Source organism: Sphingomonas plantiphila (genome assembly GCF_046000505.1).
Taxonomy (GTDB): Bacteria; Pseudomonadota; Alphaproteobacteria; order Sphingomonadales; family Sphingomonadaceae; genus Sphingomonas; species Sphingomonas plantiphila.
The window spans coordinates 99,612-123,942 of the sequence record NZ_JBELQC010000003.1 but is presented as its reverse complement, the minus strand read 5'-3'; the positions used below and the strand labels follow the sequence as shown (position 1 = coordinate 123,942).

26 protein-coding genes, 1 tRNA gene and 1 pseudogene are annotated in these 24,331 nt (G+C 66.0%); 12 read left to right on the top strand and 16 right to left on the bottom strand.

The window, feature by feature from the left end:
- The first annotated feature begins 121 nt into the window (after window positions 1–121).
- Both ABS767_RS15580 and ABS767_RS15575 read left to right on the top strand, forming a co-directional pair.
- Entirely contained in the window at window positions 122–802 is a 681-nt protein-coding gene (locus tag ABS767_RS15580; protein ID WP_408080007.1) for a SapC family protein, read from the top strand.
- Entirely contained in the window at window positions 799–1,806 is a 1,008-nt protein-coding gene (locus ABS767_RS15575; RefSeq protein WP_408080005.1) for a cupin-like domain-containing protein, read from the top strand. The genes ABS767_RS15580 and ABS767_RS15575 overlap by 4 nt, the downstream gene beginning before the upstream one ends.
- Window positions 1,807–1,813: 7 nt before the next feature.
- Here ABS767_RS15575 and ABS767_RS15570 read toward each other — a convergent pair whose 3' ends face one another.
- The 3 genes from ABS767_RS15570 to ABS767_RS15560 all read right to left on the bottom strand — a co-directional run bounded on the left by ABS767_RS15570 (window position 1,814) and on the right by ABS767_RS15560 (window position 5,135).
- Window positions 1,814–2,755 carry a Gfo/Idh/MocA family protein gene (locus ABS767_RS15570; RefSeq protein ID WP_408080003.1) on the bottom strand — a complete coding sequence of 314 codons (942 nt, stop codon included), beginning with the start codon at window positions 2,753–2,755 and terminating at the stop codon, window positions 1,814–1,816.
- On the bottom strand, window positions 2,752–3,744 hold the full coding sequence (araD1, locus tag ABS767_RS15565) for an AraD1 family protein (RefSeq protein ID WP_408080001.1): 993 nt from the start codon (window positions 3,742–3,744) through the stop codon (window positions 2,752–2,754). Before araD1 ends, ABS767_RS15570 begins: the two co-directional genes overlap by 4 nt.
- 65 nt (window positions 3,745–3,809) lie before the next feature.
- Window positions 3,810–5,135 (bottom strand): sugar MFS transporter, encoded by a 1,326-nt coding sequence (locus ABS767_RS15560; protein WP_408079999.1) that lies wholly within the window; start codon window positions 5,133–5,135, stop codon window positions 3,810–3,812.
- Between the two features lie 117 nt (window positions 5,136–5,252).
- Between ABS767_RS15560 and ABS767_RS15555 the strand changes: the two genes are divergently transcribed.
- The 3 genes from ABS767_RS15555 to ABS767_RS15545 all read left to right on the top strand — a co-directional run bounded on the left by ABS767_RS15555 (window position 5,253) and on the right by ABS767_RS15545 (window position 8,932).
- A complete protein-coding gene (locus tag ABS767_RS15555) occupies window positions 5,253–6,401 on the top strand; it encodes an aldose epimerase family protein (RefSeq protein ID WP_408079997.1) in 1,149 nt (382 codons plus the stop codon).
- A complete protein-coding gene (locus ABS767_RS15550; RefSeq protein ID WP_408079995.1) occupies window positions 6,398–8,188 on the top strand; it encodes an IlvD/Edd family dehydratase in 1,791 nt (596 codons plus the stop codon). The genes ABS767_RS15555 and ABS767_RS15550 overlap by 4 nt, the downstream gene beginning before the upstream one ends.
- Window positions 8,189–8,344: 156 nt before the next feature.
- Entirely contained in the window at window positions 8,345–8,932 is a 588-nt protein-coding gene (locus ABS767_RS15545) for a CC0125/CC1285 family lipoprotein (RefSeq protein WP_408079993.1), read from the top strand.
- A 92-nt stretch (window positions 8,933–9,024) separates the two neighbouring features.
- Here the strand turns inward: ABS767_RS15545 and ABS767_RS15540 are convergent, their stop codons facing one another.
- The 7 genes and pseudogenes from ABS767_RS15540 to folE all read right to left on the bottom strand — a co-directional run bounded on the left by ABS767_RS15540 (window position 9,025) and on the right by folE (window position 14,452).
- Window positions 9,025–9,159: an SEC-C metal-binding domain-containing protein gene (locus tag ABS767_RS15540; RefSeq protein WP_408080739.1), complete on the bottom strand. Its 135-nt coding sequence runs from the start codon at window positions 9,157–9,159 to the stop codon at window positions 9,025–9,027.
- 23 nt (window positions 9,160–9,182) lie between these two features.
- Window positions 9,183–11,766, bottom strand: a pseudogene (gene secA / locus ABS767_RS15535) (preprotein translocase subunit SecA); the annotation flags it as partial.
- A gap of 109 nt (window positions 11,767–11,875) precedes the next feature.
- A complete protein-coding gene (locus ABS767_RS15530) occupies window positions 11,876–12,145 on the bottom strand; it encodes a hypothetical protein (protein ID WP_408079991.1) in 270 nt (89 codons plus the stop codon).
- A gap of 105 nt (window positions 12,146–12,250) precedes the next feature.
- Window positions 12,251–12,649: an energy transducer TonB gene (locus ABS767_RS15525; RefSeq protein ID WP_408080737.1), complete on the bottom strand. Its 399-nt coding sequence runs from the start codon at window positions 12,647–12,649 to the stop codon at window positions 12,251–12,253.
- 71 nt (window positions 12,650–12,720) lie between these two features.
- Window positions 12,721–13,080: a dihydroneopterin aldolase gene (locus ABS767_RS15520; RefSeq protein ID WP_408079989.1), complete on the bottom strand. Its 360-nt coding sequence runs from the start codon at window positions 13,078–13,080 to the stop codon at window positions 12,721–12,723.
- Entirely contained in the window at window positions 13,073–13,822 is a 750-nt protein-coding gene (locus ABS767_RS15515) for an SDR family oxidoreductase (RefSeq protein WP_408079987.1), read from the bottom strand. The genes ABS767_RS15520 and ABS767_RS15515 overlap by 8 nt, the downstream gene beginning before the upstream one ends.
- A 6-nt stretch (window positions 13,823–13,828) precedes the next feature.
- Window positions 13,829–14,452: a GTP cyclohydrolase I FolE gene (gene folE / locus ABS767_RS15510; protein WP_408079985.1), complete on the bottom strand. Its 624-nt coding sequence runs from the start codon at window positions 14,450–14,452 to the stop codon at window positions 13,829–13,831.
- 232 nt (window positions 14,453–14,684) lie between these two features.
- On the opposite strand from folE, the gene ABS767_RS15505 reads away from it, so the two are divergent.
- The 4 genes from ABS767_RS15505 to ABS767_RS15490 all read left to right on the top strand — a co-directional run bounded on the left by ABS767_RS15505 (window position 14,685) and on the right by ABS767_RS15490 (window position 19,119).
- Window positions 14,685–17,357, top strand: a complete 2,673-nt coding sequence (locus tag ABS767_RS15505; RefSeq protein ID WP_408079983.1) for a TonB-dependent receptor — start codon at window positions 14,685–14,687, stop codon at window positions 17,355–17,357.
- Between the two features lie 108 nt (window positions 17,358–17,465).
- Window positions 17,466–17,672 (top strand): hypervirulence associated TUDOR domain-containing protein, encoded by a 207-nt coding sequence (locus ABS767_RS15500; protein WP_408079981.1) that lies wholly within the window; start codon window positions 17,466–17,468, stop codon window positions 17,670–17,672.
- A gap of 40 nt (window positions 17,673–17,712) precedes the next feature.
- Complete coding sequence (locus ABS767_RS15495; protein ID WP_408079979.1) at window positions 17,713–17,982, top strand: SWIB/MDM2 domain-containing protein; 270 nt, start codon at window positions 17,713–17,715, stop codon at window positions 17,980–17,982.
- Window positions 17,983–18,165: 183 nt separating this feature from the next.
- Window positions 18,166–19,119: a sensor histidine kinase gene (locus ABS767_RS15490; RefSeq protein WP_408079977.1), complete on the top strand. Its 954-nt coding sequence runs from the start codon at window positions 18,166–18,168 to the stop codon at window positions 19,117–19,119.
- Between the two features lie 26 nt (window positions 19,120–19,145).
- On the opposite strand, the gene ABS767_RS15485 is transcribed toward ABS767_RS15490, so the two are convergent.
- From ABS767_RS15485 to ABS767_RS15465, 5 genes are all read right to left on the bottom strand, one after another.
- Window positions 19,146–19,222, bottom strand: a tRNA-Arg gene (locus ABS767_RS15485).
- 47 nt (window positions 19,223–19,269) lie between these two features.
- Window positions 19,270–19,704 (bottom strand): DUF1178 family protein, encoded by a 435-nt coding sequence (locus ABS767_RS15480; protein ID WP_408079975.1) that lies wholly within the window; start codon window positions 19,702–19,704, stop codon window positions 19,270–19,272.
- Complete coding sequence (locus ABS767_RS15475) at window positions 19,701–20,522, bottom strand: carbon-nitrogen hydrolase family protein (protein ID WP_408079973.1); 822 nt, start codon at window positions 20,520–20,522, stop codon at window positions 19,701–19,703. Before ABS767_RS15475 ends, ABS767_RS15480 begins: the two co-directional genes overlap by 4 nt.
- Window positions 20,519–20,776: a glutaredoxin 3 gene (grxC, locus tag ABS767_RS15470; RefSeq protein WP_408079971.1), complete on the bottom strand. Its 258-nt coding sequence runs from the start codon at window positions 20,774–20,776 to the stop codon at window positions 20,519–20,521. Before grxC ends, ABS767_RS15475 begins: the two co-directional genes overlap by 4 nt.
- A 31-nt stretch (window positions 20,777–20,807) precedes the next feature.
- Window positions 20,808–21,539: a ComF family protein gene (locus ABS767_RS15465; RefSeq protein WP_408079969.1), complete on the bottom strand. Its 732-nt coding sequence runs from the start codon at window positions 21,537–21,539 to the stop codon at window positions 20,808–20,810.
- Window positions 21,540–21,546: 7 nt separating this feature from the next.
- On the opposite strand from ABS767_RS15465, the gene ABS767_RS15460 reads away from it, so the two are divergent.
- The 3 genes from ABS767_RS15460 (at window position 21,547) to ABS767_RS15450 (ending at window position 23,895) form a co-directional block, all read left to right on the top strand.
- Window positions 21,547–22,431, top strand: coding sequence for a methyltransferase domain-containing protein (locus tag ABS767_RS15460; protein ID WP_408079965.1), 885 nt, complete (start codon window positions 21,547–21,549; stop codon window positions 22,429–22,431).
- 182 nt (window positions 22,432–22,613) lie between these two features.
- Entirely contained in the window at window positions 22,614–22,793 is a 180-nt protein-coding gene (locus tag ABS767_RS15455; protein WP_408079963.1) for a DUF465 domain-containing protein, read from the top strand.
- Between the two features lie 109 nt (window positions 22,794–22,902).
- Window positions 22,903–23,895, top strand: coding sequence for a TerC family protein (locus ABS767_RS15450; RefSeq protein WP_408079961.1), 993 nt, complete (start codon window positions 22,903–22,905; stop codon window positions 23,893–23,895).
- Here ABS767_RS15450 and ABS767_RS15445 read toward each other — a convergent pair.
- Entirely contained in the window at window positions 23,892–24,320 is a 429-nt protein-coding gene (locus ABS767_RS15445; RefSeq protein ID WP_408079959.1) for a (deoxy)nucleoside triphosphate pyrophosphohydrolase, read from the bottom strand. The genes ABS767_RS15450 and ABS767_RS15445 overlap by 4 nt on opposite strands.
- Between the last annotated feature and the right edge of the window lie 11 nt (window positions 24,321–24,331).

The window sequence follows — 24,331 nt, the reverse complement described above, 5'->3', positions numbered from 1 at the left end:
ACCGAGACGTGGCAAATTATTTGTCGGAGTTTCTGATTCAACGCATTCGCGCTATGAATCACTGAAATCACAATCGACGCGGCGGCCACGCAGCACGCCGTCACAGGGAGGAAATAGCCGCATGGCCACGCTGGAACTTCTGAACCCGGTTGCCCATGCCGGGCTGCGGCTGCGGCTAACCCCCCGGTTCAGCACGCATTTCGCACAGATCGTGGCGTCGGAATTTCTGCAGGCGATGCAGGACCATCCGATCCTGTTCACCAAACACCCCGAAACCGGCGCGTTTTATGCCGGCGCGCTGCTGGCGCTCGAGCCGGGCGACGCCTTGTCGGACAATGCCGGAGTTGAACCGTACCGACCGGCCGATCTCGTCCGGCAGGGATTTTTCCTCGCGGAAGGCAATCTGGCGATCGATCCGGACGCACCGGTGTTCACGCCCGACGGGACTCCGCTGTTCGAGGCGAACGGGGAGCCGAGCGATGCGCTTCGCGGCGTCCAGCGCGCCACCCATATCCTTCACCACGGCCTGCCCGAGACCGACGCGATCATCGCGCGCTTCCTGGCGCTGCGGCTGATCGAGCCGATCGATATCGCGCTGAATTTCGATGACGGGTCGCGGCTGCGACTCGACGGGCTCTATTCGATCAGCCTCGACGCGCTCCACGCCCTGTCGGACCGCGACGCGCTCGACCTGTTTCGTCGCGGCGACCTGCAGCTCGCCTATGCCCAGACCGCTTCGATCCAGCACATCCGGCGCATGGCCAAGCAGCGCAACGACCGCCTGTCCGCCGCCCCTGCATGACCGTGTCGCCCGCCATCGTCGATCCCGCGGCGTTGCGCGACGACGCGACGTTTCGCGCGGAGGTGATGCGCGCGGCGACCCCCGTCGTCATGCCGGGTGCGGTGGCTAAATGGCCGCTGCTCGCGCGGCCGGGCGCGCACGACGTCATCGCCACGCTGCGTGGCTTCGATGTCGGGCGGGAGGCCGGGCTGTTCGTCGGGACGGCGGAGACCGGCGGTCGCTATTATTACGACGCCACGCTGTCGGGCTTCAACTTCACGCAGCAAGCGATGGCCTGTGGCGATGCACTGCAGCGCATCCTCGATCGCGCCGGCAATGCCGATGGCGAGACGCTCTATATGGGCTCGCTGCCGTCCGAACGCTATTTTCCGGGCGCCGAGGCGCTGACGCCCCTCCCCTTCGTGCCCGCCACGGTCTGCCCGCGCTTCTGGATCGGCCATGCCTCCAGCGTCGCCTGTCATTATGACATAATGGACAATGTCGCGTGCGTCACGGCCGGGCGTCGCCGTTTCACGCTCTACCCGCCCCAGGCGATCGGCGATCTCTATGTCGGCCCGGTCGATCACACCATGGCGGGCCAGCCGGTCGCACTGGCGGTCGACAGCGCTCCCGGCGATCCGCGCTTTCCCAAGTTCGAGGCGATCCGGGACCAGGCACTGGTGGCGGAACTCGGCCCGGGCGACGCGATCTACATCCCCAAACTATGGTGGCACAAGGTCGAGGCGCTCGACGACATCAACGTCCTCGCCAATTTCTGGTGGGACGGGTTCGCCAGCGGCCCCGACCAGCCCTATGCGGCGATGCTGCTCGCGATGATCGCGATCGCGGAGCGTCCCGCGGCCGAGCGGGACGCTTGGCGCGCGTGGTTCGACCATTATGTCTTCCGCCCCGACGGCCATCCGCTGGGGTTCCTGCCGGAAGAGCGCCGGGGGATTCTCGCAAGCCTGGGCGGCGGCAACTACCAGCGCATCCGCACGATGGTGATGCGGATGCTGCGCGGCTGACGCCCCGCTACCACGCGAACGGATCGACGATCCGGATGCGTGCCTTCAGGTGGATGTCGGCGACGAGTTGGAGCGGGGAAAGATCGACCTCGGACTCGCCGGCTCGAACCAGTTCGGCAAAGCGACGGTACAGCGCGGGGTATTCACTCGCCAGTTCATCAGCCCCGCTCGCCTTGGCATCGCCGTCGATCGCCAGCGCCGTGCCGCCCTCGCTCAGCGTCAGCGTCCCGCCATCGGTATGCGCGACGATGTCCCAGCTCTGCGTGCCCTGTTTGAGGAAATCGAACCGGGCGTCGATCGCGCTCCCCGCCTCATCGCGAAACCGAACGGTAGCGGCGATCGCGGCGGCACGATTAGCGGGGATTTCGATCTCCGCCGTCTCCACGAACAGCGCGCGTGGAAAGATGCGCGTGGCGATCGACAGCGCGTTGATCGCCGGATCGAACACCCCGAACCCGCCGGGCTCGAAGATCCAGTCCTGCCCCGGGTGCCAGTGGCGGACATCCTCCGCCCAGGTGATGGTGGCATCACGCAGCATGCGCTCGGCCAGCCACGCCCGCGCCGGTTCGACACCGGCCGCATGACGCGAGTGCCAGCTGGCGAACAGGCTTACACCCTTCGCCGCAGCAAGCGCGCGCAGCGCCGACGCTTCTACGAGCGATGCGGCCGGCGGCTTTTCGAGGAACACATGCCACCCACGATCGATTGCCGTGGCCGCCAACGCGCGGCGCACCTGCGGCGGGGTGCACAGCGCGACCGCATCGACCGCGATCCCGCTCTCGGCGAGCGCGTCGATCGTCGCGAAAAAGGGAAGCGAGCCGATCGCCTCACCATGCCGGCTGACCGTGGCGACCAATTCGAACGCAGGGTCGTTCGCGATCGCCGGAAGATGCTGGTCGTGCGCAATCTTGCCGAGGCCGATCAGCGCGAGACGGATGGGCTGACTCATAGCGGAATGACGTCCACAGTCTCGGCCTCGGCGATCGCCAGCGGGTTGCGCAGCGGAAGTGCGAAGGGCGGCGCGGCGATCTCGAATATATCGCCGGCCTGGGTCTGCACTGCGTCGGCGAAGGACAGCGTGGCGGTGCCGAAGAAGTGGACATGGATGTCGCCAGGACGCCGGAAGCACGCATATTTGAAGTGATGCGCCTCAAGATTGGCGATGTGATGCGACATGTTCGCCTCTCCGGTCAGGAAGGGCTTTTCCCAAATCGGCGCGCCATCGCGCACGATGCGGCTGGTGCCCCGGATATCGGCCGGGGGCTCGCCGAGCAGCAGTTCGGCGCCGAGCGCCGCCGCGCGCAGTTTCGAATGGGCGAGCCACAGATAATTGTGACGTTCGGTGACATGGTCGCTGAATTCGTTGGCGAGCGCGATGCCCAGCCGACGGGGCCGGCCGTCGCCATCGATCAGATAGATGCCGGCCAGTTCCGGCTCCTCGCCGCCATCCTGTGCGAATGCCGGCGAGACCAGCGGCGCCCCCGGCGCCACGAGTTGCTGGCCGTCGCCCTTGTAGAACCATTCGGGCTGCTGGCCGACCGCGCCTGCCGCCGGCTTTCCGCCTTCGACGCCCTCAAGGAACATGCGCATCGAATCGGTGGGTCGGTCGGCACTGGCTGCGGCCTTGTGCATCGCGTCGCGCCCCTCGGCCGAACCGAGATGGGTGAGGCCCGTACCGGAGAGCGTCACCCGCGCCGAATCGGGATGGTCGATCGCGGACAGGAGGCGGCCCGCGGCCAGTTCGGCCTCGATATCGACCCCTTCCCCGCTCCGCCGCGCGCGGGCGGCATCGGCGAGCGAGGTCCCTTCGGCAATCGCTGCCTGCGCCAGTTCGACGATCGAGGCGGGAGCATCGAGGAACAGCGCGTCGGCACCCTCCGCCAGGATCAGCCGACGATGTCCGTCATCGGCACGATGCTGCAACAGGCGAAGCGTCATTAATGTCTCCTCTTCGGCGAAGCGGTCGCCGATTCATTTGTCCGAGTAAAAGGTGCGCAGCTTAGTTAGTTGGCATTGGCTGGGGCGTCTTCCACGACCACATCGGGCAGCGCATTGGTCGGCTTCGCCCCCCACAGCGCATAGAACAGCACATAAAGCTCGCACGCCGCAGTCAGAAGGAACGACATCTGCAAGCCATAGGCGTCGGCGAGCATCCCCTGCACGAACACCAGCGCGCCGCCCGCGATCGCCATGATCAGCAGCCCGGAACCCTCTTCGGTCAGCGGCCCGAGACCGCGGATGCCAAGCGTGAAGATCGTGGGAAACATGATCGAGTGGAAAAGTCCGACCAGGATCAGAGACCACATCGCCACCGGCCCGCTGGCGAACACGGTGATCATCATCACCACGAACGCGCCGATCGAAAACGCTGCAAGCAGTGTCTCGGGCCGGATCTTCTGCATCAGCAGCGCGCCGAGGAAGCGACCGACCATCATCCCGCCCCAGAGCAGCGTCAGATAATGCCCCGCCCGCTCGTTGGTCATGTTGCCGATATCGGGACGGCTGACGAAGTTCACGAACAGGTTGCCGACGCCGATCTCGGCGATCAGGTAGATGAAGATCGCGGGCACGCCGAGGACGAGATTGCGGTGCCGCCACAGCGAATGGTTGCGCCGCTCCTCGCGCGCGACCCGGTTGGTCGCCTGCCCCATGGCGGGAAGCGGGAAACGCGCGATGACGATCGCCAGCAGGATGAGGACGACCGCGACGATGCCATAGGGCAGGATCACGGATTGCGCGTCGGCGAGACGCTCCGCCTGCGTAAGCACCGTGCCCTGTGCCGCAGTACCCCCCTTCGAGCGACCGAGGATGAGATAGGCACCGAACAAGGGGGCGAGCATCGTGCCGGCCGAGTTCATCGCCTGGACGAGATTCAGGCGCGACGACGCTGTCTCCGGCTTGCCGACGACAGCGACATAGGGGTTCGCCGCGACCTGCAGCAGCGTGATGCCGCTCGCGATCACGAACAGCATGAACAATGTGACGCCATAGGAGGGCAGGCTCGCCGCGAGCATCATGCCGGCCGATCCCGCTGCCATGATCAGCAGGCCGGTCACCAGCGACTTCTGGTAGCCGATCCGTTCGATCAGCTTCGCCGACGGGATCGACGCGAAGAAATAGGCGATGAACCACACGCTCTCGATCAGCGTCGCTTCGAAATAGCTGAGGTCGAAAACGCTGCGCAGATGCGGCAACAGCGTTCCGTTGATGACGGTGATGAAGCCCCACATGAAGAACAGCGACGCGAGCAACGTCAGCGCCGCCGTGTAGCTGCGTGGCGCATCGGACACGGCACCGGCGGAACCGGTGGTGGGCGGGGCAGCCGGCATGTCTCTCTCCCTTTGCCCCGGCGACCACCGGGTTGCGTTACTTTCAAATGTAGGACTATATGCCGGGCAAGCATCTCGTCAATGCGGGATGACGGGGAATTCCAGGAGAGTTTAATGATGCGAACGCGCCTCTTGCTGTCAGCCTGCGCGATTGCACTCCTGCCGGCTGCCGCTGCGGCGGCAACGGCGGAGCGCGCGACGTTCGGGAAGATGCCCGACGGTACGGTGGTCGATGCGGTCACCTTGGTCGGCAAGAACGGCGTGCGCGCGCGGATCATCACCTTCGGCGCGACGCTTCAGGCGCTCGAAGTGCCCGATCGCGACGGCAAGGTCGCCGATGTGACGCTGGGCTATGACGATCTGGCGAGCTATGTCGCCAAGCCCAATTACTGGGGCCAGACGATCGGCCGCTATGCCAACCGCATCGCCGGGGGCAAGTTCATGCTCGACGGCAAGACCTATCAGCTGGCGCAGAACGACAAGGCCAATTCGCTGCATGGCGGACCGGGTGGGTTCGACAAGGCGGTGTGGCGGATCACCGAGGTCAAGAACGGCCCTGTCGCCAGCGTCACGATGAAGCTGACCAGCCCCGATGGCGATCAGGGCTATCCAGGGAAGCTGGACGTCACCGTCACCTATTCGCTCGACGATGCAGGATCGCTCGGCATCGATTTCCAGGCGACGAGCGACCGGCCGACGATCGTCAACCTGACCAATCACGCGCTGTTCGACATGGCGGGCGAAGGATCGCCCTATGGCGCGCTCGGCCAGCGGCTCACCATCCCGGCCAGCCAGTATCTGCCGGTAAACGATGCCCTGATCCCGACGGGCGAACGGCGCGCGGTCGAGGGGACGGTTTTCGATTTCCGGAACGGGCGCATGTTGAGCGACGGCCTTCGCGACGGACGCGATCCGCAGATCGTGATCGGCCGCGGCTGGGACCATAACTGGATCCTTGACAAGGGCGCGACGGCGGAGCCGCAGCTTGCGGCGCGGCTGGAGGATCCCCGGTCGGGCCGCGTGCTCGAGGTGCTGACGACCGAGCCCGGCGTGCAATTCTATTCGGGCAACTTCCTCGACGGGACGATGGTGGGCAAGAACGGGCATGTCTATCGCATGGGCGACGGCATCGCGCTCGAGCCGCAGAAATTTCCCGACACGCCCAACCAGCCCGCCTTCGGATCGGCACGGGTCGAACCGGGCAAGCCCTATCGCCACCGCATGATCTATCGGGTTTCGGTCGCGCGCGGCGAGGTGGCCGAGTGAGCGACACACCTCGGTTGCGCAGCCGCGCATGGTTCGACAATCCCGACAATATCGACATGACAGCGTTGTATCTTGAGCGCTATCTGAATTTCGGGCTCAGTCTCAAGGAGTTACGGTCGGGCAAGCCGATCATCGGCATTGCCCAGACCGGAAGCGACCTGTCCCCCTGCAATCGCCATCACCTCGTCCTCGCCGACCGCGTGCGCGAGGGCGTACGCGAGATGGGCGGCATCGTCCTGGAGTTTCCGGTCCACCCGATCCAGGAGACCGGCAAGCGCCCGACTGCGGGGCTCGACCGCAACCTCGCCTATCTCGGGCTGGTCGAGGTGCTGTACGGCTATCCGCTCGACGGCGTGGTGCTCACCATCGGGTGCGACAAGACCACTCCTGCTGCATTGATGGCCGCGGCGACGGTCAACATTCCGGCGATCGCGCTGTCGGTCGGGCCGATGCTGAACGGCTGGCACCGCGGCGAGCGCACCGGATCGGGCACGATCGTGTGGAAGGCGCGCGAACTGCTCGCGGCGGGCAAGATCGATGACGAGGAGTTCATCCGCCTGGTCGCCTCCTCCGCCCCGTCGACCGGCTATTGCAACACGATGGGCACGGCGACGACGATGAACTCGCTGACCGAGGCGCTGGGCATGTCGCTGCCCGGATCGGCGGCGATTCCCGCGCCGCATCGCGACCGGCAGGAAGTGGCCTATCTGACCGGCAAGCGCATCGTCGAGATGGTCGCGGAAGACCTCAAGCCCTCCGACATCATGACCAAGGCCGCGTTCCACAACGCCATCCGCGTCAATTCGGCGATCGGCGGGTCGACCAATGCGCCGATCCACCTTTCCGCCATTGCGCGCCATGTCGGCGTCGACCTGCCGCTGACCGACTGGCAGGATGTCGGGCACGACATCCCGCTGCTGGTCAATCTGCAACCGGCGGGCGAATATCTGGGCGAGGATTATTTCCGCGCCGGCGGCGTCCCGGCGGTCGTCGCGCAGCTGATGGGACAGGGGTTGATCGACGCGGACGTCATCACTGCCAATGGAAGAACCATCGGCGACAATTGCCGCGACGCCCGGATCGAGGACGAGGCCGTGATCCGCCCGTTCGAGCGCCCGCTCAAGCCGGCGGCGGGGTTCATCGTGCTGCGCGGCAACCTGTTCGACGCGGCGATCATGAAGACCTGTGTGATCTCCGAAGCCTTCCGCGCCCGCTATCTGAGCAATCCCGACGATCCGGAAGCGTTCGAAGGCCCGGCGCTGGTGTTCGACGGACCGGAAGATTACCACGCACGGATCGACGACCCGTCGCTTGAGGTCACGTCGGAAACGCTCTTGTTCATGCGCGGCGCGGGGCCGATCGGCTATCCGGGAGCGGCCGAGGTCGTGAACATGCGGGCACCGACCTATCTGATCTCCCAAGGCATCACCGAACTCCCCTGCATCGGCGACGGGCGCCAGTCCGGGACCAGCGGCAGCCCGTCGATCCTGAATGCAAGCCCCGAAGCGGCGGCGATGGGCGGGCTCGCGCTGCTGCGCACCGGCGATCGCGTGCGGATCGATATCCGACAGGGCACCGCGAACATTCTGGTGCCCGACGCCGAACTCGCGGCGCGCCGCACCGCGCTCGAAGCGGAAGGTGGCTATCCTTATCCGCCGTCGCAAACGCCGTGGCAGGAAATCCAGCGCAATCTGGTGGGACAGCTCGATAGCGGGGCGATTCTGGAAGGATCGGAACGCTATCAGCGGATCGCACAGACCAGGGGCATTTCGCGCGACAGCCATTGAGGCGGCCGGGCAGGGTTCTTCTTGCGGCGCACTGCGACTGCGCGACTCCCTGCGGTGGGTGGGATCGTTCAGCGCAGGGACATTTGCTCAATGCTATTCGTTACAGCAGCATTGGCGGCACGAGTCGCCGCAAAACAAGTGCTTAGGAGGAACATCATGCACAGCAGCCTTTCCCGCAGGCCGCGGCGGGTCGCGGGCATTGCGCTCGCCCTCGCATCGGCTTCCGTCCTCGCATCCTGCGCGACGCCCACCCCCTATCAGCCTGCCACCGGATCCGGCACCTATCGCACCGGATATTGGGACGAGCAGATCGAATCCGATCGCTTCCGCGTCACCTTTGCCGGCAACAGCCTGACGTCGCGCGAGACCGTGGAGCGCTATCTGCTCTATCGCGCGGCGCAGCTGACGGTGGAGCGCGGCGGGGACTATTTCCTGCTCGCCGACCGTGACACGGAAAAGAAGAGCCGGACCTATGTCGACCGGCCGTTCGACGACGGCCCGTTCGGCTATTGGGGCCCGTCGTGGCGCTATTACAGCCCGCGCTGGGGCTGGCGCGCGTGGAGCCCGTGGGGCGGCGATCCGTTCTGGGACCGCCGCGTCGACGTGCGCACGGTCGACCGCTATGAGGCGAGCGCCGAGATCGTCGTCGGACGCGGGAGCAAGCCGGACAATGTCCGTGCGTTCAACGCGCGCGAAGTGATCGCCAATCTGGGCCAGTCGATCGCGCCGCCGCGGCCGCGCTAAGCTGATGTTCCCGCCAGGCGGGAGCACCGGATACAGAAAGGGCCGCCCGATCCGTTCGGGCGGCCCTTCTTATATTCGGCAGTGCCGCGCGATCAGACGACCGCGCCGTGACACTGCTTGTACTTGCGGCCCGATCCGCAGGGGCATGGTGCATTGCGGTTGACGCGACCTTCCCACGACGCCGGATCGTCGCTCAGCCCCTCACCCTGCGGACGCGGAATCTGCATCGGCGGCAGCTCGTTCGAGATGAGACCGGCGGCGCCGGCATCCCAGTCGGCGCTGTTGTCGAGACCGGTCAGCGCGTCGATATGCGTGGTCAGGAAGTCGGGCAGCTCGGGCAGTTCCGGCGGGGGTGCCATCTGGAATTCGGCCCAGGCGAGCGTGCGCGTCACGTCTTCGCGGATCGCGATCAGCATCCGTTCGAACATCGCGAACGCTTCCTGCTTATATTCGTTGATCGGCGTCTTCTGCGCATAGGCGCGCAGGTGGACGACCTGGCGCAGCGCATCGAGCATCGCGAGATGCTCCTTCCAGTGATGGTCGAGATTCTGGAGCAGGATCGACTTTTCGATCGAAGTCCAGGTCTCGGGATCCAGCTCGTCCGACTTGGCGGTCACCCGCGTGGTGGCGAGCTCGAGAATGCGGTTGACGACGTCTTCCGGCTCCAGACCGTCCTGCGCCGCAATCCAATCCTCGACCGGCGCCTCGACGCCCAGCATCTCCTGCGCGCGCGCCTTCAGCCCTTCGACGTCCCATTGCTCCGGATAGCTTTCCGGCGGGCAGGCCTGGCCGACGATGTCGTTGACCGCCTCGGCGCGCATATCCTCGACCACATCGCCGACGGTTTCGGCGTCCATGATGTCGGCACGCTGTTCGTAGATCACCTTGCGCTGGTCGTTCATCACGTCGTCATATTCGACGACCTGCTTGCGGATGTCGTAGTTGCGCGCCTCGACCTTCTTCTGCGCGGTCTCGATCGCCTTGGTCAGCCACTTGCTGCCGATCGCCTCGCCGTCGGCGATGTTGTTGCGCATCATCTTCGCGAACAGCGTGTCCGGGCCGAAGATGCGCAGCAGATCGTCGTCGAGGCTGAGGTAGAAGCGCGACAGGCCGGGGTCGCCCTGACGGCCCGCACGACCACGCAACTGGTTGTCGATGCGACGGCTTTCATGCCGCTCGGTGCCGAGGACGAACAGGCCGCCGGCTTCGAGCACGCGCTGCTTTTCGGCGGCGATCTCGGCCTTGATCTGTTCGATCGCGACGTCGCGGTCCGGACCCTCGGGCATCTCGGCCAGTTCGGCCTCGACGCGGAATTCGAGGTTGCCGCCCAGCTGGATGTCGGTGCCGCGGCCCGCCATGTTGGTGGCGATGGTCACCGCGCCGAGGCGTCCAGCCTGCGCCACGATATGCGCTTCCTGTTCGTGGAAGCGGGCGTTGAGCACCGAGTGGTCGACGCCTTCCTTGGTGAGATATTCGGACAGCAGTTCCGACTTCTCGATCGACACGGTGCCGACCAGCACCGGCTGGCCCTTCGCCGCATGCTCCTTGATCGCGCGGGCGATGGCGATGAACTTGTCCTGCAGCGTCTTGTAGAACTCGTCCTCCTGGTCGATCCGCTTGACCGGAACGTTGGTCGGGATGGTGACGACGTTCATCTTGTAGATGTCGAAGAATTCGGGCGCCTCGGTCGCCGCGGTGCCGGTCATGCCCGACAGCTTGGGGTACATGCGGAAATAATTCTGGAAGGTGATGCTGGCGAGCGTCTGATTCTCCGGCTCGATCGTCACACCTTCCTTGGCCTCGACCGCCTGGTGCAGGCCGTCGGACCAGCGGCGCCCATCCATCATGCGGCCGGTGAACTCGTCGATGATGACGACCTTGCCGTCCTTGACGATATAATCGGTGTCGCGCTTGAACAGCACGTTCGCGCGCAGCGCCTGGTTGAGGTGGTGGACCACCTGGGTATTCTCGAAATCGTAGAGATTCGCGCCCTGGAGCAGGCCCGCAGCTTCGAGCGCGCGTTCGGCGGTCTCGATGCCCTCCTCCGTCAGGACGACGTTCTTCTGCTTCTCGTCCTTCTCGTACAGGCTCTCGTCGAACTGCTTCACCACCGCGTCGACGCCGATATAGAGCTCGCTCTTGTCGTCGGTCGGGCCGGAGATGATGAGCGGGGTGCGCGCCTCGTCGATCAGGACCGAGTCGACCTCGTCGACGATCGCCATTGCGAACGGGCGCTGGACCATCGACGCGCGGTCGTACTTCATGTTGTCGCGCAGGTAATCAAAGCCGAATTCGTTGTTCGTGCCGTAGGTGATGTCCGAGGCATACGCCTCGCGCCGCTGATGATCGGCGAGGTTGGGGACGATCACGCCGACGGTGAGGCCGAGGAAGCGGTAGATCTGACCCATCCATTCCGCGTCGCGCCGGGCGAGATAGTCGTTGACGGTAATGACATGCACGCCATTGCCCGGGAGCGCGTTGAGATAGGTAGCGAGCGTCGCCACCAGCGTCTTGCCCTCACCCGTCCGCATCTCCGCGATCTCGCCGCGATGAAGGACGATGCCGCCGACCATCTGCACGTCGAAATGGCGCATGCCGAGCACGCGGCGCGACGCCTCGCGCACCGTCGCGAACGCTTCGGGCAGGATCGCGTCGAGCTTTTCGCCATTGGCGAGGCGCTCGCGGAACTTGACGGTCTGCTGCGCGAGATCGTCGTCGGACATCGCCTGAAGCGCAGGCTCGAAGCCCGCGATCTTGGCGAGGATGGGGTTGAGCGAACGGACGTACCGGTCGTTGGACGAGCCGAACAGGGATTTGGCCAAGCCGCCGAACATGATGATTTCCAGTCGTGTGAAATTGCAGGGTGCGCGCCCGGATTGCGAGCGCAGAACGATTCGAAGTCCAAATGGATGCGGTCGCGGTCACGGACGCGCGACGGCGCGCCTATTCGAGCCGGCGCTCGCTCGTCAGGCGGGCGGGACGACCGACCGGAGCATCGTGGAGCGCGAAGGACGCGGCGACGGGAACTTCGCGTGCGACCACAGGGCGCACGGCGATGGCCGCGGCGACGGTCGCCACCGCCTCGATCTCGGCATCGGCGGAACGGGCGATCTGGGTGTCGGAACGCTGCTGAATCCCGCGCAGGTCACGGTCGCCGGCGAACGCGCCGGTGAGACTCGCGAGGAGCGCAGAGATGAACAGCAGCAATTGCACGCGAAAACCCGTTAAACGGCCCCTTGTTGCCCGGCGCTGAACGACGGACCGTGCGGACATAGGGGTTGGGGTGCCTTCCTCCAAGTCCAAAAGAGTCGTGACGGTTCAGTCCTCCAGCTGCCAGCGAAAGCGCAAGGCCGCCTTTCCTTCGATCGCGGCACCGCTCGCATCGCGCGCCGGCAAATAGCGTCCGCGACGCTGGAGGAGCTCACAAGTCGTACGATCCAGATTGGCGGACCCCGAACTCTGCGTCACTGCGCATCCCGTCACCCGGCCACGCGGGCTGATCACCATCGTCACTGCGACGCGCCCCGTCTCGCCGAGCTTGCGCGCGTCGATCGGATAATCGTCAGGCGTTATCCAGCCGCCGGGGCTGCTCGCAACTCTCGCCTCGCGATTTGCCAGCGCCGGATCAGGCGGCGGCGGACCGAGTGCAGAGATGGCCCACACCACCGCACCCCAGACCATCAGGATCGCTGCGCCGGCGGCGAGGATCAGGAGCATCACCCTGCCATCGTTCCCGGGCCGAACCGGCGCCCCGTGCCCGCGATCGGGCAAGTGCGGGTCGAGCCGCGTCAATTTGCTCGACCCCGCACCACTTCGCAGCCGACACGAGCGTCGGGATAGACGTCGAGCTTCATCGAGCGCACGCGGACCTCGGCGATGCGCGGGTCGGCGCCAAGCGCGAGTCCGGCGACGGCGTCGCACAGCGTTTCCTGTAGCTCCAGATGCCCCTGAGCGGCGAGCGCGTGGATGCCGGTACGCAGATAATCATAGTCGACCACCGCATCGATCCGGTCCGGCGGCGCGTCGTCGTAAACGCAGCGCATCGCGACGCTGAGTTCCACCCGCTGCGGCGCGGCGCGCTCATGGTCGTGGATGCCGAGACCGATCTCGACGACCAGGCCGTCCAGGCGAATGGTATAGTCAGGCATCCGGGCGCTCCCGCGCGTCGAACATAACGTCGCCTTCGCGCCGCACGAAGCGCTGCCCGCAATCGACAAAGACATTCTGGCCGGTGATGCTGCGCGCGGTCAGCAGGTGCGCGACGGTGGTGGCGAGATCGTCGAGATCGACTTGCTGCTGAAGCAGGTTGGCGGTGGCGACGCGCGCGAACTCGGCCTCGCTCTGGTCGCCGCTGGGGAGCGACAGGCCGGGCGACACCGCGTTCACCCGGATGCGCGGCGCCAGCCGCATCGCCAGCAGCGTCGTCGCCTCCGCCAGTGCCGCCTTGCTCAGCGTATAGGTCAGGAAATCGGGATTGGGATTGGCTAGCTTCTGGTCGAGCAGGTTGACGATCGCCCCGCCTGCCAGGTCCGTCTGAGCCGCGAGCGCCGAGGCCAGCACCAGCGGCGCGCCGAGATTGACGTGCATGTGCCGGTCGAGCCCCGCATAATCGGCGATCGGGATCGCGTCCCAGGCGAACAGCGACGCGTTGTTGACCAGCCCCTCGACCGGCCCGCCCAGCGCATTGGCCGCTGCCGCGATCAGACCGCGCGTCTCCGCCGGATCGGCGAGATCGGCGGTGACCAGCGACACCCCGAGTTCCTCGGCCATCGCCTCAGCCTCGTCGTGCGAGTCATGATGGTGCACCGCAACCGCATGCCCGTCAGCGGCGAGGCGCCGGACGATCGCCGCCCCGATCCGCCGCGCGCCGCCGGTGACGAGGATGCGCATCGCGGCTCAATACCCCATCAGCGCGAGGACTTCCTTGCGGCTGCGCTCATCTTCGCGGAACGTCCCCATCATGCGGCTGGTGACCATGCCGACGCCCGGCGTACGCACCCCGCGCGCGGTCATGCAGGCATGGCTCGCCTCGATCACCACGGCGACGCCGCGCGGCTTGAGATGCTCCCAGATGCAGTCGGCGACCTGCGCGGTGAGCCGCTCCTGCACCTGCAGCCGGCGCGCGAAACCATGCAGCACGCGCGCGAGCTTGGAGATGCCGACGACAAGGTTTTCGGGCAGATAGGCGATCGACGCCTTGCCGATGATCGGCGCCATGTGATGCTCGCAGTGCGACTGGAACGGAATGTCCTTGAGCAGGACGATCTCATCATAACCGCCCACTTCCTCGAACACCCGCGACAAATGGTGTGCAGGATCCTCGCCATAGCCCTGGCAATATTCCCTCCACGCGCGGGCCACGCGCTTGGGCGTATCGATCAATCCTTCGCGACTCGGGTCGTCACCGGCCCAGCGCAGCAACGTGCGCACCGCGTCCGCGACATCATCGGGCACGGGGATCTTGGGAGCGGGGGCGACCATGTCGCCATCTGCGGGTTCGTCATGTTCGTGGCTGTTCATCTTGCCCCGGTCCCTATCCTAACGCTTGACGCTACGGCAAGCACGTCACCGGTGTTGCCGATCGGCAACAAGCGGTATCGGAACGAGAAATTGCGCGCATTTCCGCGGTATTTCCAGCGTGATTTGACGTTGACGTAAGGATTCCGCCGCGCGTAGCGTGCGTCCCAATAACAACGAGAACGGCCCCGGGAACGCATCCCCCGCCCGGCGCGCCGAGAGAGAGGAGACATCGATGCGCAAGCTTCAGCTCTATTCCGCGTCCGCCCTTGCCCTGATGGTGGCTGCTCCTGCGTTCGCGCAGGACGCTGCTCCAGCCGCGCAGGCCGATGCCGACGACTATCAGTCCGCAAACGAGGTGGTGATCACCGCCACCCGCCGCAACGAGACCGTGCAGGACGTGCCGATCGCGGTGACCGCGGTCCCTGCCGAACTGCTCGACAATGCGGGCGTCAAGGATATCCGCGGTCTTGAGCAGCTGGCTCCCTCGCTGCAGAGCTCGACCGGCCAGTCGTCCGCGACCGGAACCACCCTGTACATCCGCGGCATCACCACCGCCGGCGACAATCCCGGCTTCGAACCTGCTGTCGGCGTGTTCATCGATGGCGTGTTCCGCGCCCGTGCGGGTGTCGCCGTTTCGGAACTGCCCGAACTCGAGCGCGTCGAAGTGCTGCGCGGCCCGCAGGGCACGCTGTTCGGTCGCAACACGTCGGCCGGTGCGCTGTCGATCTTCACTGCGCAGCCCGCATTCGACCTGGGCGGCTATGTCGAGGGCAGCTACGGCAACTACAACGCGTTCGAACTGAAGGGCGCGGTGACCGGGCCGGTGACCGAGCAGCTCGCGCTGCGTCTCGACGGCGGCTATCGCAAGCGCGACGGCTATATCGAGGACGTGAACAGCGATCGCGCGATCAACGACGTCAATCGCTGGTACGCCCGCGCGCAGGCATTGTACGACACCTCGACCTTCTCGTTCCGCCTGATCGGCGATTATTACGAGACCGACGAACAGTGCTGCGGCGCATTGAGCGTCGTGCGCGGCCCGTTCGCGCCGATCATCGAGGGCATTGCCGCGGCGCAGGGCCGCGACGGCCTGTACACCGGCGACCCGTCCGAGCGCCGCATGGCGATCACGCCCGGCCGCGATTTTTCCGAGAAGGTGCGCGACTGGGGCATTTCGGGCGAGTTGAACGCCGAACTGGGCGACATCAAGTTCACCTCGATCACCGCCTATCGCAACTGGCGCGCGCTGCGTAACCAGGACATCGATTTCTCGGGCATCGATCGCGCCTATCGCGACGGATATCGCAATCGCCTGGTCGATTTCACCCAGGAAGTGCGCTTCCAGGGCTCGGCTTTCGGCGGTGCGCTCGACTGGCTGGTGGGCGGCTTCTACCTCAACGAAACCAACGACCTGCGCGACACGGTACGCGTCGGCAATGACGCCAACCGCTATGTCGATTCGATCTTCAACGCGCTGGCCGGCCCGTCATTCGGCGGTTCGGTGCAATTCTACGGCTCGCTCGGCCCGACGGTGCCGACGCCGGGCGCGGTGTTCCTGAACCCGGCGGTTCCGAACTCGCTCCCCGCGCTGCAGGCCGTGTATGGCGCGCAGCTCGCGCCGCTGGTCGGCTGTTTCCGGGCCCAGGCCGGTACCGCACCTGCCGGCCTGTGCGTAATCCCAGGCTTCCCGTCGGCGCCGATCCCGGGCCTCGCCGCGCTCGCCGCCAGCCCGCTGCCGGGCGCGGCCGCGGGCCAGGGCAACAACAACGACGATTTCCGCGTCAAGACCAATGCCTTCGCGCTGTTCACGCACAACATCATCAACATCAGCGACAAGCTGACGCTGACGCTTGGTGCGCGCCTGAACTACGAGAAGAAGGATCTGACCGCGACGATCAACAGCAACACGGGCAGCTGCACCTTCTTCAACCAGGTGCGCAATGGCGATCCCGCGGCGACCGCCTATGCCAATGTGCTGCGCCAGATCGGCCTGTTCAACAACCTGTTCCTGCTGAGCTGCAACCCGGCGGTGAACAGCGAGTTCAACGGCAGCTACGCGCATGATCAGGACGAGACCAAGGTCACCGGTACCGCCAAGCTGGCGTACAAGATCACCCCGGATATCCTGCTGTATGGCGGCTATGATCGCGGCTACAAGTCGGGCGGGTACAATCTCGATCAGGCGACGTTCGACAGCGTCCTGCTGGGCGGCAACGGCGCGCAGGGCAGCGATCTGGCATTCGGATCGGAATCGGTCGACGCCTATGAGATCGGCCTGAAGACCCAGTGGGGCCGCGCCTTCACCTTCAACATTGCCGGTTTCTACCAGAAGTTCAGCAACCTGCAGTCGCTGGTGTTCAGCGGCAACAACTTCGTCGTCCAGAATGTCGACAGCACGACCAGCAAGGGCGTCGAGATCGACTCGATCATCCAGCCGGTTCGCGATTTCACGGTGCGGCTGGGCTACAGCTTCATCGACGCCAGGTACGACGCCGACAACAACTTCGCCGGGACGCCGTTGCAGGGCCAGGAAGGGCGCCAGCTCAACAACCAGCCCAAGCACACGATAACTGCCGCACTCACCTGGACCCCCGCGGTCACCAGCGACATCCGCGGCCTGTTCCATATCGACATGCGCTACAACAGCGAGGTCAATATCCCGTCGAGCAACCCGAACCCGGCCACCGGGCGGACCGCGCTCTACAATCCGGGATATCCGCTCATCGCGGCGCGCATCGGCATCCAGACCGAGGATCGCAAGAAGAGCCTCGAATTCTTCGTCGAGAACCTGACCAACCAATATTATCACGTCACCGGGTTCGCCGTGCCGGAGCAGACCGGCAACTATGCGGCCTATCCCGGCCTGCCGCGCTTCTTCGGCGTGCGGGCGAAGGTCGGCTTCTAAGCCGTTCGCGGGAAACCGGGGGACCAGCCGGTCCCCCATCGCGACAAAGGGGCGCGTCGGGGAAACTCGACGCGCCCTTGTCGTTTATCCCGGTGAAGGAGAATCGACATGGCAAAGGCGTTGCACAAGGGTGATCGGGTCAAGTGGAATGCGCCCGGTGGAACCGCAAAAGGCGAAGTTCTCCACAAACAAACGTCAGATACCTCCATCAAGGGGCATCAAGTGCGTGCATCGCGCGAAGAACCGCAGTACATCGTCAAAAGCGATAACGGTGGCAAGGCATCGCACAAGCCGTCGGCGCTGACCAAGATCTGAGCCGACATCAGGTTGTCGGTTCGCAGAGGAGAAGAAAAGAATGGCGGAAAAGAAGGCATCCGGCGGTGCCCGTGGCGGCATCGCGAAGCCCGTCACCCCCTCCCCCGAGCTGGCCGCGGTCGTCGGCCCGGGCCCGCTGCCGCGCAGCGAGATCGTCAGCAAGATGTGGGAACACATCAAGAAGAACAATCTGCAGAACCCCGCCAACAAGCGCGAGATTCTGGCCGACGACAAGCTGAAGCCCATTTTCGGCGGTGACAAGGCGACGATGTTCGAACTGAACAAGCACATCGCCAAGCACGTCAAGTAAGTCCACCGTTCGGCACCATGCCGGACTGGACAGCGGGAGCCCCCGAAGCCACTGGTTTCGGGGGCTTTCCTATTCCATCATCGGGCGGGCCCTGTGTGGCCAGCGAGGGGACGGCAGATGCGGGAGCGACCATTTCTACAGCGACTTCCGCTTGCGCGCGACCGATGGTGGCTTGGCTATGGCATGGCGCTGCTCCTCGCCGGATTTGCCTGGTGGGCGCGCTGGGCGCTCGATCCGGCATTTCCGCAGGGTTTCCCCTATCTCACCTTTTTCCCGGCGGTCATTCTTACGGCCTTCCTGTTCGGGCGGGGGCCGGGCATCTTTTCGGCTGTCCTGTGCGGCGTGCTGGCGTGGTATTCCTTCGTTCCGCCAGTGCACAGCTTTTCGGTCACTCGCGGAACGTCGATCACGCTCGCTTTCTATCTGGGCGTCGTCACGGTCGATATCCTGCTGATCGACTGGATGCAGCGCGGCAACGAGCAGTTGATGCGCGAACGCGAGCGCAGCGAACAGCTCGTGGCCCACAGCCAGTTGCTGTTCAGCGAATTGCAGCATCGCGTGTCGAACAACCTCCAGATGGTCGGCGCCGTCCTCTCGCTGCAGCGGCGCGGCGTGACCGATCCGACTGCGCGTCAGGCACTGTCGGAGGCGGCGGCCAAGCTGCAGACGATCGGGCGAATCCAGCGCCAGCTCTATGACACCAGCGGTGCCCCGCTTGCGCCGGACCGGCTGCTGCCCGACCTGACGCGCGACCTGATCGAGACCGCCGGGCGACCGGGGATCGACTGGGAAGTCGATGTACCGCCCGGGATCGAGTTGCCGACCGGATCGGCGATCCCGTTGGCGCTGGTGCTGGCGGAAAGCGTCGCAAACGCGATCGAACACGGTTTTGCCGGGCGCGAAGAGGGTCAGATCCTCGTCGCGATGGCGCAGCAGGGATCGATGCTGATCCTGAGCGTCTCGGATGACGGCGCGGGCCCACCAGAGGGATTCGACGCAACCACGTCAAACAGTCTGGGCCTGCGCATTGCCCGTACGCTCGCCGAGCAACTAAGCGGCGACTTCTCCCTGACCGCCGGCCCGGACGGCGGCGCGATGGCGACGCTGCGCATCCCGGTCCAGTCGGCCACGGCGTGAAGCCGTATAGATCGATCCCGGAACGTTGGTGTCCCGGAGAGGATTCGAACCTCCGACCTGCGGTTTAGGAAACCGTTGCTCTATCCTGCTGAGCTACCGGGACACGGCCGCGACGGTTAAGCGGCGGCGGCGGCGCGGTCAATCGGGCGATCAATTGCACTGATCGGGCGGCACCACCGGCAGCGGGAGCGGAGCGACCGGCACGCCTTCCTCGACCAGCGCCTTTGCCTCCGCGATACTTGCCTGGCCGTGGATCGGCGCGTGCGCCACCTCCCCTAAGTGCATTGCGCGTGCCTTGTCGGCGAAGGTCGTGCCGACCCATTGCGATCCTTCGAGCATCCTCGCCTGCGCGGTGGCGAGTGCGGCGAGCATCTGCTTGGGATCGGGTTTCGTCGCTGCGGGCGGCGTGTCGCGATTGCCCTTGGCGGCGACATTGGGGGCCATCACGGCCTTGCCGATCTGCGCATCGCCGCACATCGGGCACGCAAGCAACCCGCCTGTGCGCTGGTCCTCATAATCCGCGCTCGAACCGAACCATGCCTCGAACACATGGTCAGCGCCACATTTGAGGTCGAAGACGATCATGCCGCTTCCACCGGCGGGATCGTGCGGCGGTGGGCGAGCGCTGGGACGCGGGAGCGAACATCCGCGACTCGTGCCGGATCGATCTCGAAAACGCCGAGGCCGGCATCCTCCCCCATGTCGAGCAGCACTTCGCCCCACGGATCGATCGCGAGGCTGTGGCCATAGGTGGAGCGGCCATCGGCATGCGTACCGGTCTGCGCGGCCGCGATGACATGCACCCCCGCCTCGATCGCGCGGGCGCGGAGCAGGACGTGCCAGTGCGCTGCTCCGGTCGGGCGGGTGAAGGCCGCCGGCACTGCTAGCACGCTCGCGCCCGCGTCGGTCAGCGCGCGGTACAGGTCGGGAAAGCGCAGATCGTAGCAGATCGACAGGCCGAGCTTGCCCAGCGGGGTGTCGACCACCACCGCGCAGTCGCCCGGTGCATAGGCGTCGGATTCGCGCCAGCGCTCGCCGCTGGCCAGGTCGACATCGAACAGATGGATCTTGTCGTAGCGCGCGCGGATCGCGCCGCGGTCGTCGATCACGAAGCCGCGGTTGACGAAGCGTTCGTCCGCCCCCCGCAGTGCAAGCGACCCGAGATGCACCCAGATGCCGTTCGCCGCCGCCGCCTCACGCACGGCGGCCAGCACGCCATCGTCATCCTCGGCGACGATGGACGCCGACCCGCGCTTGCGGTGGCGGTCGAGCAACCCGGACATCTCGGGCGTGAACAGCATCGCCGCGCCCTGTCCGGCTGCCTCCGCGATTCCCTCGACCAGCGTTGCGGCGTTGGCGCGCGGGTCGATCCCGCTGGTCATCTGAAGGATCGCGGCCTTCATTGACCCAGCAGCGGGTCCAGCTTGCCGTCGCGCTCAAGCGCCATGAGATCGTCCGAGCCGCCGATATGCGTGCCGTCGATAAAGATCTGCGGCACGGTAGTGCGCCCGTTCGCGCGCTGAAGCATTTCTTCCCGCTTCGGCCCGCCCATCGTCAGGTCGAATTCCTCGTAATCGGCGCCCTTGCTGTCGAGCAGCGCCTTCGCCCGCGCGCAATAGCCGCAGAACGCCTTGGTATAGATTTCGATCTTAGCCATGTCCCCGAGGTGAGTATCCAAACCCCGCTTGTCAATCGGCGTCGTCCCCAGCGATCACCCGCGCCCAGCACAGGATTGTGACTTTGTCCGCACCGGCACGCTTCAGCACGCGGACGCAGGCATTCGCGGTGGCCCCGCTGGTAAAGACATCGTCGACCAGCACGATCCGCCTGCCGCGCACCTGCGCGGCGCCTTCGGGCGCCAGCCCGAATGCGCCCGCGACGGCCTTGGCCCGGCCTCGCACGCCAAGCCCGCGCAGGACCGGCGTCGGTTTCACCCGGCGCAGCAGATCGGGCGCCACCGCGACCTGTGTGGCGCGTCCCAGCGCCCGCGCGATCAGCAGCGCCTGATTATAGCCCCGCCCCCACAGGCGCCAGCGATGCAGCGGCACGGGGAGGAGCAGCTGGGCATCATCGGGCATCAGCCGCGCCATCAACCGCGCCGCCGTCTCCGCATGCGCGGTGCGGCCACCATATTTGAGCCGCAGCGCCAGCGCGCTTGCCGCCGGGCCGTAGGCGACCGCGGCGCGCACGCCATCGTGCGCCGGCGGGGCGACCAGGCATGGACCGCACAACGCGCCCTCTCCCCGGTCATGATCGAAGGGCAGGTTGCACGCAGCGCACCACGGCGGCGCGATCATCGTCAGCCCACCCCAGCACGGCGCGCAGAAGCGATGGTCGGCATCCACAACCGCGCTACATGCAGGGCAACGCGGCGGGAGCGCCAGACCGATCAGTTGCAGCAAAGGTTCACGCAGGCCCACGCGACGCTTGTCGCGCGCGCGCCGACACGGCACAAGCCGCCGCGTGCCTTCCGATGCGCCCCCGCCCGATATCTTCGACCGCAACCGCCGGCGACTGCGCCGCGATCGTATCGCGTCCGAGTTCGGGCGATTCGACTTCATTCGCGCCTGGATGCTCGACGGGATCGCCGAGCGTCTCGACGGGGTCACGCGGGAATTCACCGACGTCCTTGAACTCGGCTGTTTCGACGGCGGGTTCGTCGCGCCGCCGGGTGCGATCGTCACCCGGATCGATGCGGGCGCGCGGTTCGCGGCGCAGGCGGGCGGGGTCCAGGCCGAGGAGGATCGGCCGCACTCGCCCGAGGCCAGCTATGACCTTGTCGTCTCGGCCGGCGTGCTCGACAGCGTCAACGACCTGCCCGGCGCCCTGGCGCTGATTCGTCGCTCCCTGCGTCCCGACGGGCTATTCATGGGCGCATTCCTGGGCGGATCGACACTGTCGACGCTGCGTGCCGTCCTGCTCGAGGCGGAGGCGGACCGCCCTGCCGCGCGCGTACACCCTCAGGTCGATGTGCGATCCGCGGGCGACCTGCTGATGCGCGCGGGATTCGCGCTGCCGGTGGCCGACGTCGAGACGCTGAACGTCCGCTACGCCAGCCTGTTCGACCTGATCGGCGATCTGCGCGGCATGGGCGCGACCAGCCTGCTGCCCGATCCTGCGCCGCTGCGCCGCGACACGGTGGCACGCGCCGCGGCGGGGTTCGCCGCGCGCGCCGACGCCGAAGGACGCACCGCCGAGCGATTCGACGCAATCTTCCTCACTGGCTGGGCGCCCGATCCCTCGCAGCCCAAGCCTGCACGGCGCGGGTCGGGAACCGCCTCGCTCGCCGACGCGCTGCGCCCGCGCGACTAGCCCCCTTGACGAAGCCCCCACCGCAACCGATGTTGTGCGTGCGGACCGGGCCCCTCTGGCGATCCAGGCGATCGTGATGTCGGACCGCATCGGATGACCCGATGCAGGCTGGGCTATATGTGTGACCGCTTCCCACCTCTGACGGCCATCCGATCGATTGCAGATCGAAAGGAGGCATTATGATGAGTGGCATGTTGTACCGGTTGAGCGTCGTTCACCGGAAGCTGGACGAGGAAATTCGTCGGGAGGCACGGCGGCGCAATCCTGACGGGTTCCGGTTGCTGAGGCTCAAGAAGCTGAAGCTCGCGGTCAAGGATCGCCTCGCCGGACATTGGAAGCGTGCCGCAACGGCTGGCCGCTGACCCGACCAACACCACCGGCGGCCCGGGCCCCTCTGATGCGCAGACCGCGCATGATGTCGGGCCGCCCTGAGGGCGTTCAGCGCGCCGCACCCGACAGGGGCTGACTTCGATGGAATTTCTGACGTTACTCTGGCTGGGCAAGCCGGTGTGGATGTGGCTCGCCTTCATGGCGCTCGTCGCCGTGCTGCTCGCGCTCGACCTCGGCGTCCTGCACCGCAAGGCGCGTGCGATCGGCGTACGCGAGAGCCTGTTGCTTTCCGCCTTCTACATCGTGCTCGGGCTCGCCTTCAGTGGCTTCGTGTGGTGGCAGCTCGGCCAGACCGCGGCGGTCAACTATGTCACCGGCTTCGTCGTCGAGAAGAGCCTGGCAATGGACAACGTCTTCGTCATTGCCATGATCTTCACCTATTTCGCCGTCCCGCGTCAGTATCAGCACCGGGTGCTGTTCTGGGGCATTCTGGGCGTCATCGTGCTGCGCGCGGTGATGATCGGCATCGGCGCGACGATCGTCTCGGAATTTGGCTGGGTGCTCTACCTCCTCGCCGCCTTCCTGATCTTCACGGGCATCAAGATGTGGCGGATGGTCGACACACCCTATGATGTGTCGGGGTCGCCGCTGCTGCGTTGGCTGCGGACGCATATGCGTGTGACCGATGGGGTGCGTGGATCGGCATTCTTCGTAAGCGAAACGGACGCACGGACCGGTGCGGTCGTGCGCCATGCGACCCCGCTGTTCCTGGCGCTGGTGATGATCGAGTTCGCCGACCTGGTGTTCGCGGTCGATTCGGTGCCCGCGATCTTCGCGATCACCACCGACCCGTTCATCGTCTATACGTCGAACATCTTTGCGATCCTGGGCCTGCGCGCGCTGTATTTCGCGCTGTCGGCGCTGGTCGAGCGGTTCCACTACCTTAAGTACGCGCTGGCCGTGCTGCTCGTCTTCATCGGATCGAAGATCTTCGTCGCCGACGCACTGGGGCTGGCGAAGATCCCGCCGCTCGTGTCGCTGGGCATCACCGTCGCGATCCTTACCGCAGGGGTCAGCTATTCGCTGTGGCGCACGCGCGAGGGCACGGCCGAGCACGGGCATCCGGCCAGCTAGATCAGTGCATCGAGCAATGCGATCAACGGCTGGTCGGCAGGCGGCATATCGAGCCCGTGCAGCTCGATCGGGCGCACCCAGCGCAGCGCCGTCGCGTGCTGCGCCCGCGGAACCCCGCTCCATTCGCGCACGGCGTACAGCAAAAGGACCAGGTGCCGCTCGCCCAGCGCTTCGCTGGCGAAGGTCGCAGGGGCAAGGCAAGCCGCCTCGACTGCGATGCCCAGTTCCTCGTGCAACTCGCGGCACAGGGCCGCTTCCGGCAGTTCCCCCGGATCGACCTTGCCGCCCGGAAATTCCCATAATCCCGCCATCGGCTTCCCGGGGGGACGTTGCTGGACGAGTACGCGCCTGTCGCCGTCGATCAGCGCCGCGGCGACAACCAGCAGAAGTCCATTCTCCAATCTTGCGGGGGGCGGTTTCAGCATTTCGTTAATCT

Excerpts from the sequence above, each read along its gene's own strand:
- ABS767_RS15580 (WP_408080007.1), top strand. The coding sequence starts at position 122 with ATGGCCACGCTGGAACTTCTGAACCCGGTTGCCCATGCCGGGCTGCGG.
- ABS767_RS15575 (WP_408080005.1), top strand. The coding sequence starts at position 799 with ATGACCGTGTCGCCCGCCATCGTCGATCCCGCGGCGTTGCGCGACGAC.
- ABS767_RS15570 (WP_408080003.1), bottom strand. The coding sequence starts at position 2,755 with ATGAGTCAGCCCATCCGTCTCGCGCTGATCGGCCTCGGCAAGATTGCG.
- araD1 (WP_408080001.1), bottom strand. The coding sequence starts at position 3,744 with ATGACGCTTCGCCTGTTGCAGCATCGTGCCGATGACGGACATCGTCGG.
- ABS767_RS15560 (WP_408079999.1), bottom strand. The coding sequence starts at position 5,135 with ATGCCGGCTGCCCCGCCCACCACCGGTTCCGCCGGTGCCGTGTCCGAT.
- ABS767_RS15555 (WP_408079997.1), top strand. The coding sequence starts at position 5,253 with ATGCGAACGCGCCTCTTGCTGTCAGCCTGCGCGATTGCACTCCTGCCG.
- ABS767_RS15545 (WP_408079993.1), top strand. The coding sequence starts at position 8,345 with ATGCACAGCAGCCTTTCCCGCAGGCCGCGGCGGGTCGCGGGCATTGCG.
- ABS767_RS15540 (WP_408080739.1), bottom strand. The coding sequence starts at position 9,159 with ATGCAGATTCCGCGTCCGCAGGGTGAGGGGCTGAGCGACGATCCGGCG.
- ABS767_RS15525 (WP_408080737.1), bottom strand. The coding sequence starts at position 12,649 with ATGCTCCTGATCCTCGCCGCCGGCGCAGCGATCCTGATGGTCTGGGGT.
- ABS767_RS15520 (WP_408079989.1), bottom strand. The coding sequence starts at position 13,080 with ATGCCTGACTATACCATTCGCCTGGACGGCCTGGTCGTCGAGATCGGT.
- ABS767_RS15515 (WP_408079987.1), bottom strand. The coding sequence starts at position 13,822 with ATGCGCATCCTCGTCACCGGCGGCGCGCGGCGGATCGGGGCGGCGATC.
- folE (WP_408079985.1), bottom strand. The coding sequence starts at position 14,452 with ATGAACAGCCACGAACATGACGAACCCGCAGATGGCGACATGGTCGCC.
- ABS767_RS15505 (WP_408079983.1), top strand. The coding sequence starts at position 14,685 with ATGCGCAAGCTTCAGCTCTATTCCGCGTCCGCCCTTGCCCTGATGGTG.
- ABS767_RS15500 (WP_408079981.1), top strand. The coding sequence starts at position 17,466 with ATGGCAAAGGCGTTGCACAAGGGTGATCGGGTCAAGTGGAATGCGCCC.
- ABS767_RS15495 (WP_408079979.1), top strand. The coding sequence starts at position 17,713 with ATGGCGGAAAAGAAGGCATCCGGCGGTGCCCGTGGCGGCATCGCGAAG.
- ABS767_RS15490 (WP_408079977.1), top strand. The coding sequence starts at position 18,166 with ATGGCGCTGCTCCTCGCCGGATTTGCCTGGTGGGCGCGCTGGGCGCTC.
- ABS767_RS15480 (WP_408079975.1), bottom strand. The coding sequence starts at position 19,704 with ATGATCGTCTTCGACCTCAAATGTGGCGCTGACCATGTGTTCGAGGCA.
- ABS767_RS15475 (WP_408079973.1), bottom strand. The coding sequence starts at position 20,522 with ATGAAGGCCGCGATCCTTCAGATGACCAGCGGGATCGACCCGCGCGCC.
- grxC (WP_408079971.1), bottom strand. The coding sequence starts at position 20,776 with ATGGCTAAGATCGAAATCTATACCAAGGCGTTCTGCGGCTATTGCGCG.
- ABS767_RS15455 (WP_408079963.1), top strand. The coding sequence starts at position 22,614 with ATGAGTGGCATGTTGTACCGGTTGAGCGTCGTTCACCGGAAGCTGGAC.
- ABS767_RS15450 (WP_408079961.1), top strand. The coding sequence starts at position 22,903 with ATGGAATTTCTGACGTTACTCTGGCTGGGCAAGCCGGTGTGGATGTGG.
- ABS767_RS15445 (WP_408079959.1), bottom strand. The coding sequence starts at position 24,320 with ATGCTGAAACCGCCCCCCGCAAGATTGGAGAATGGACTTCTGCTGGTT.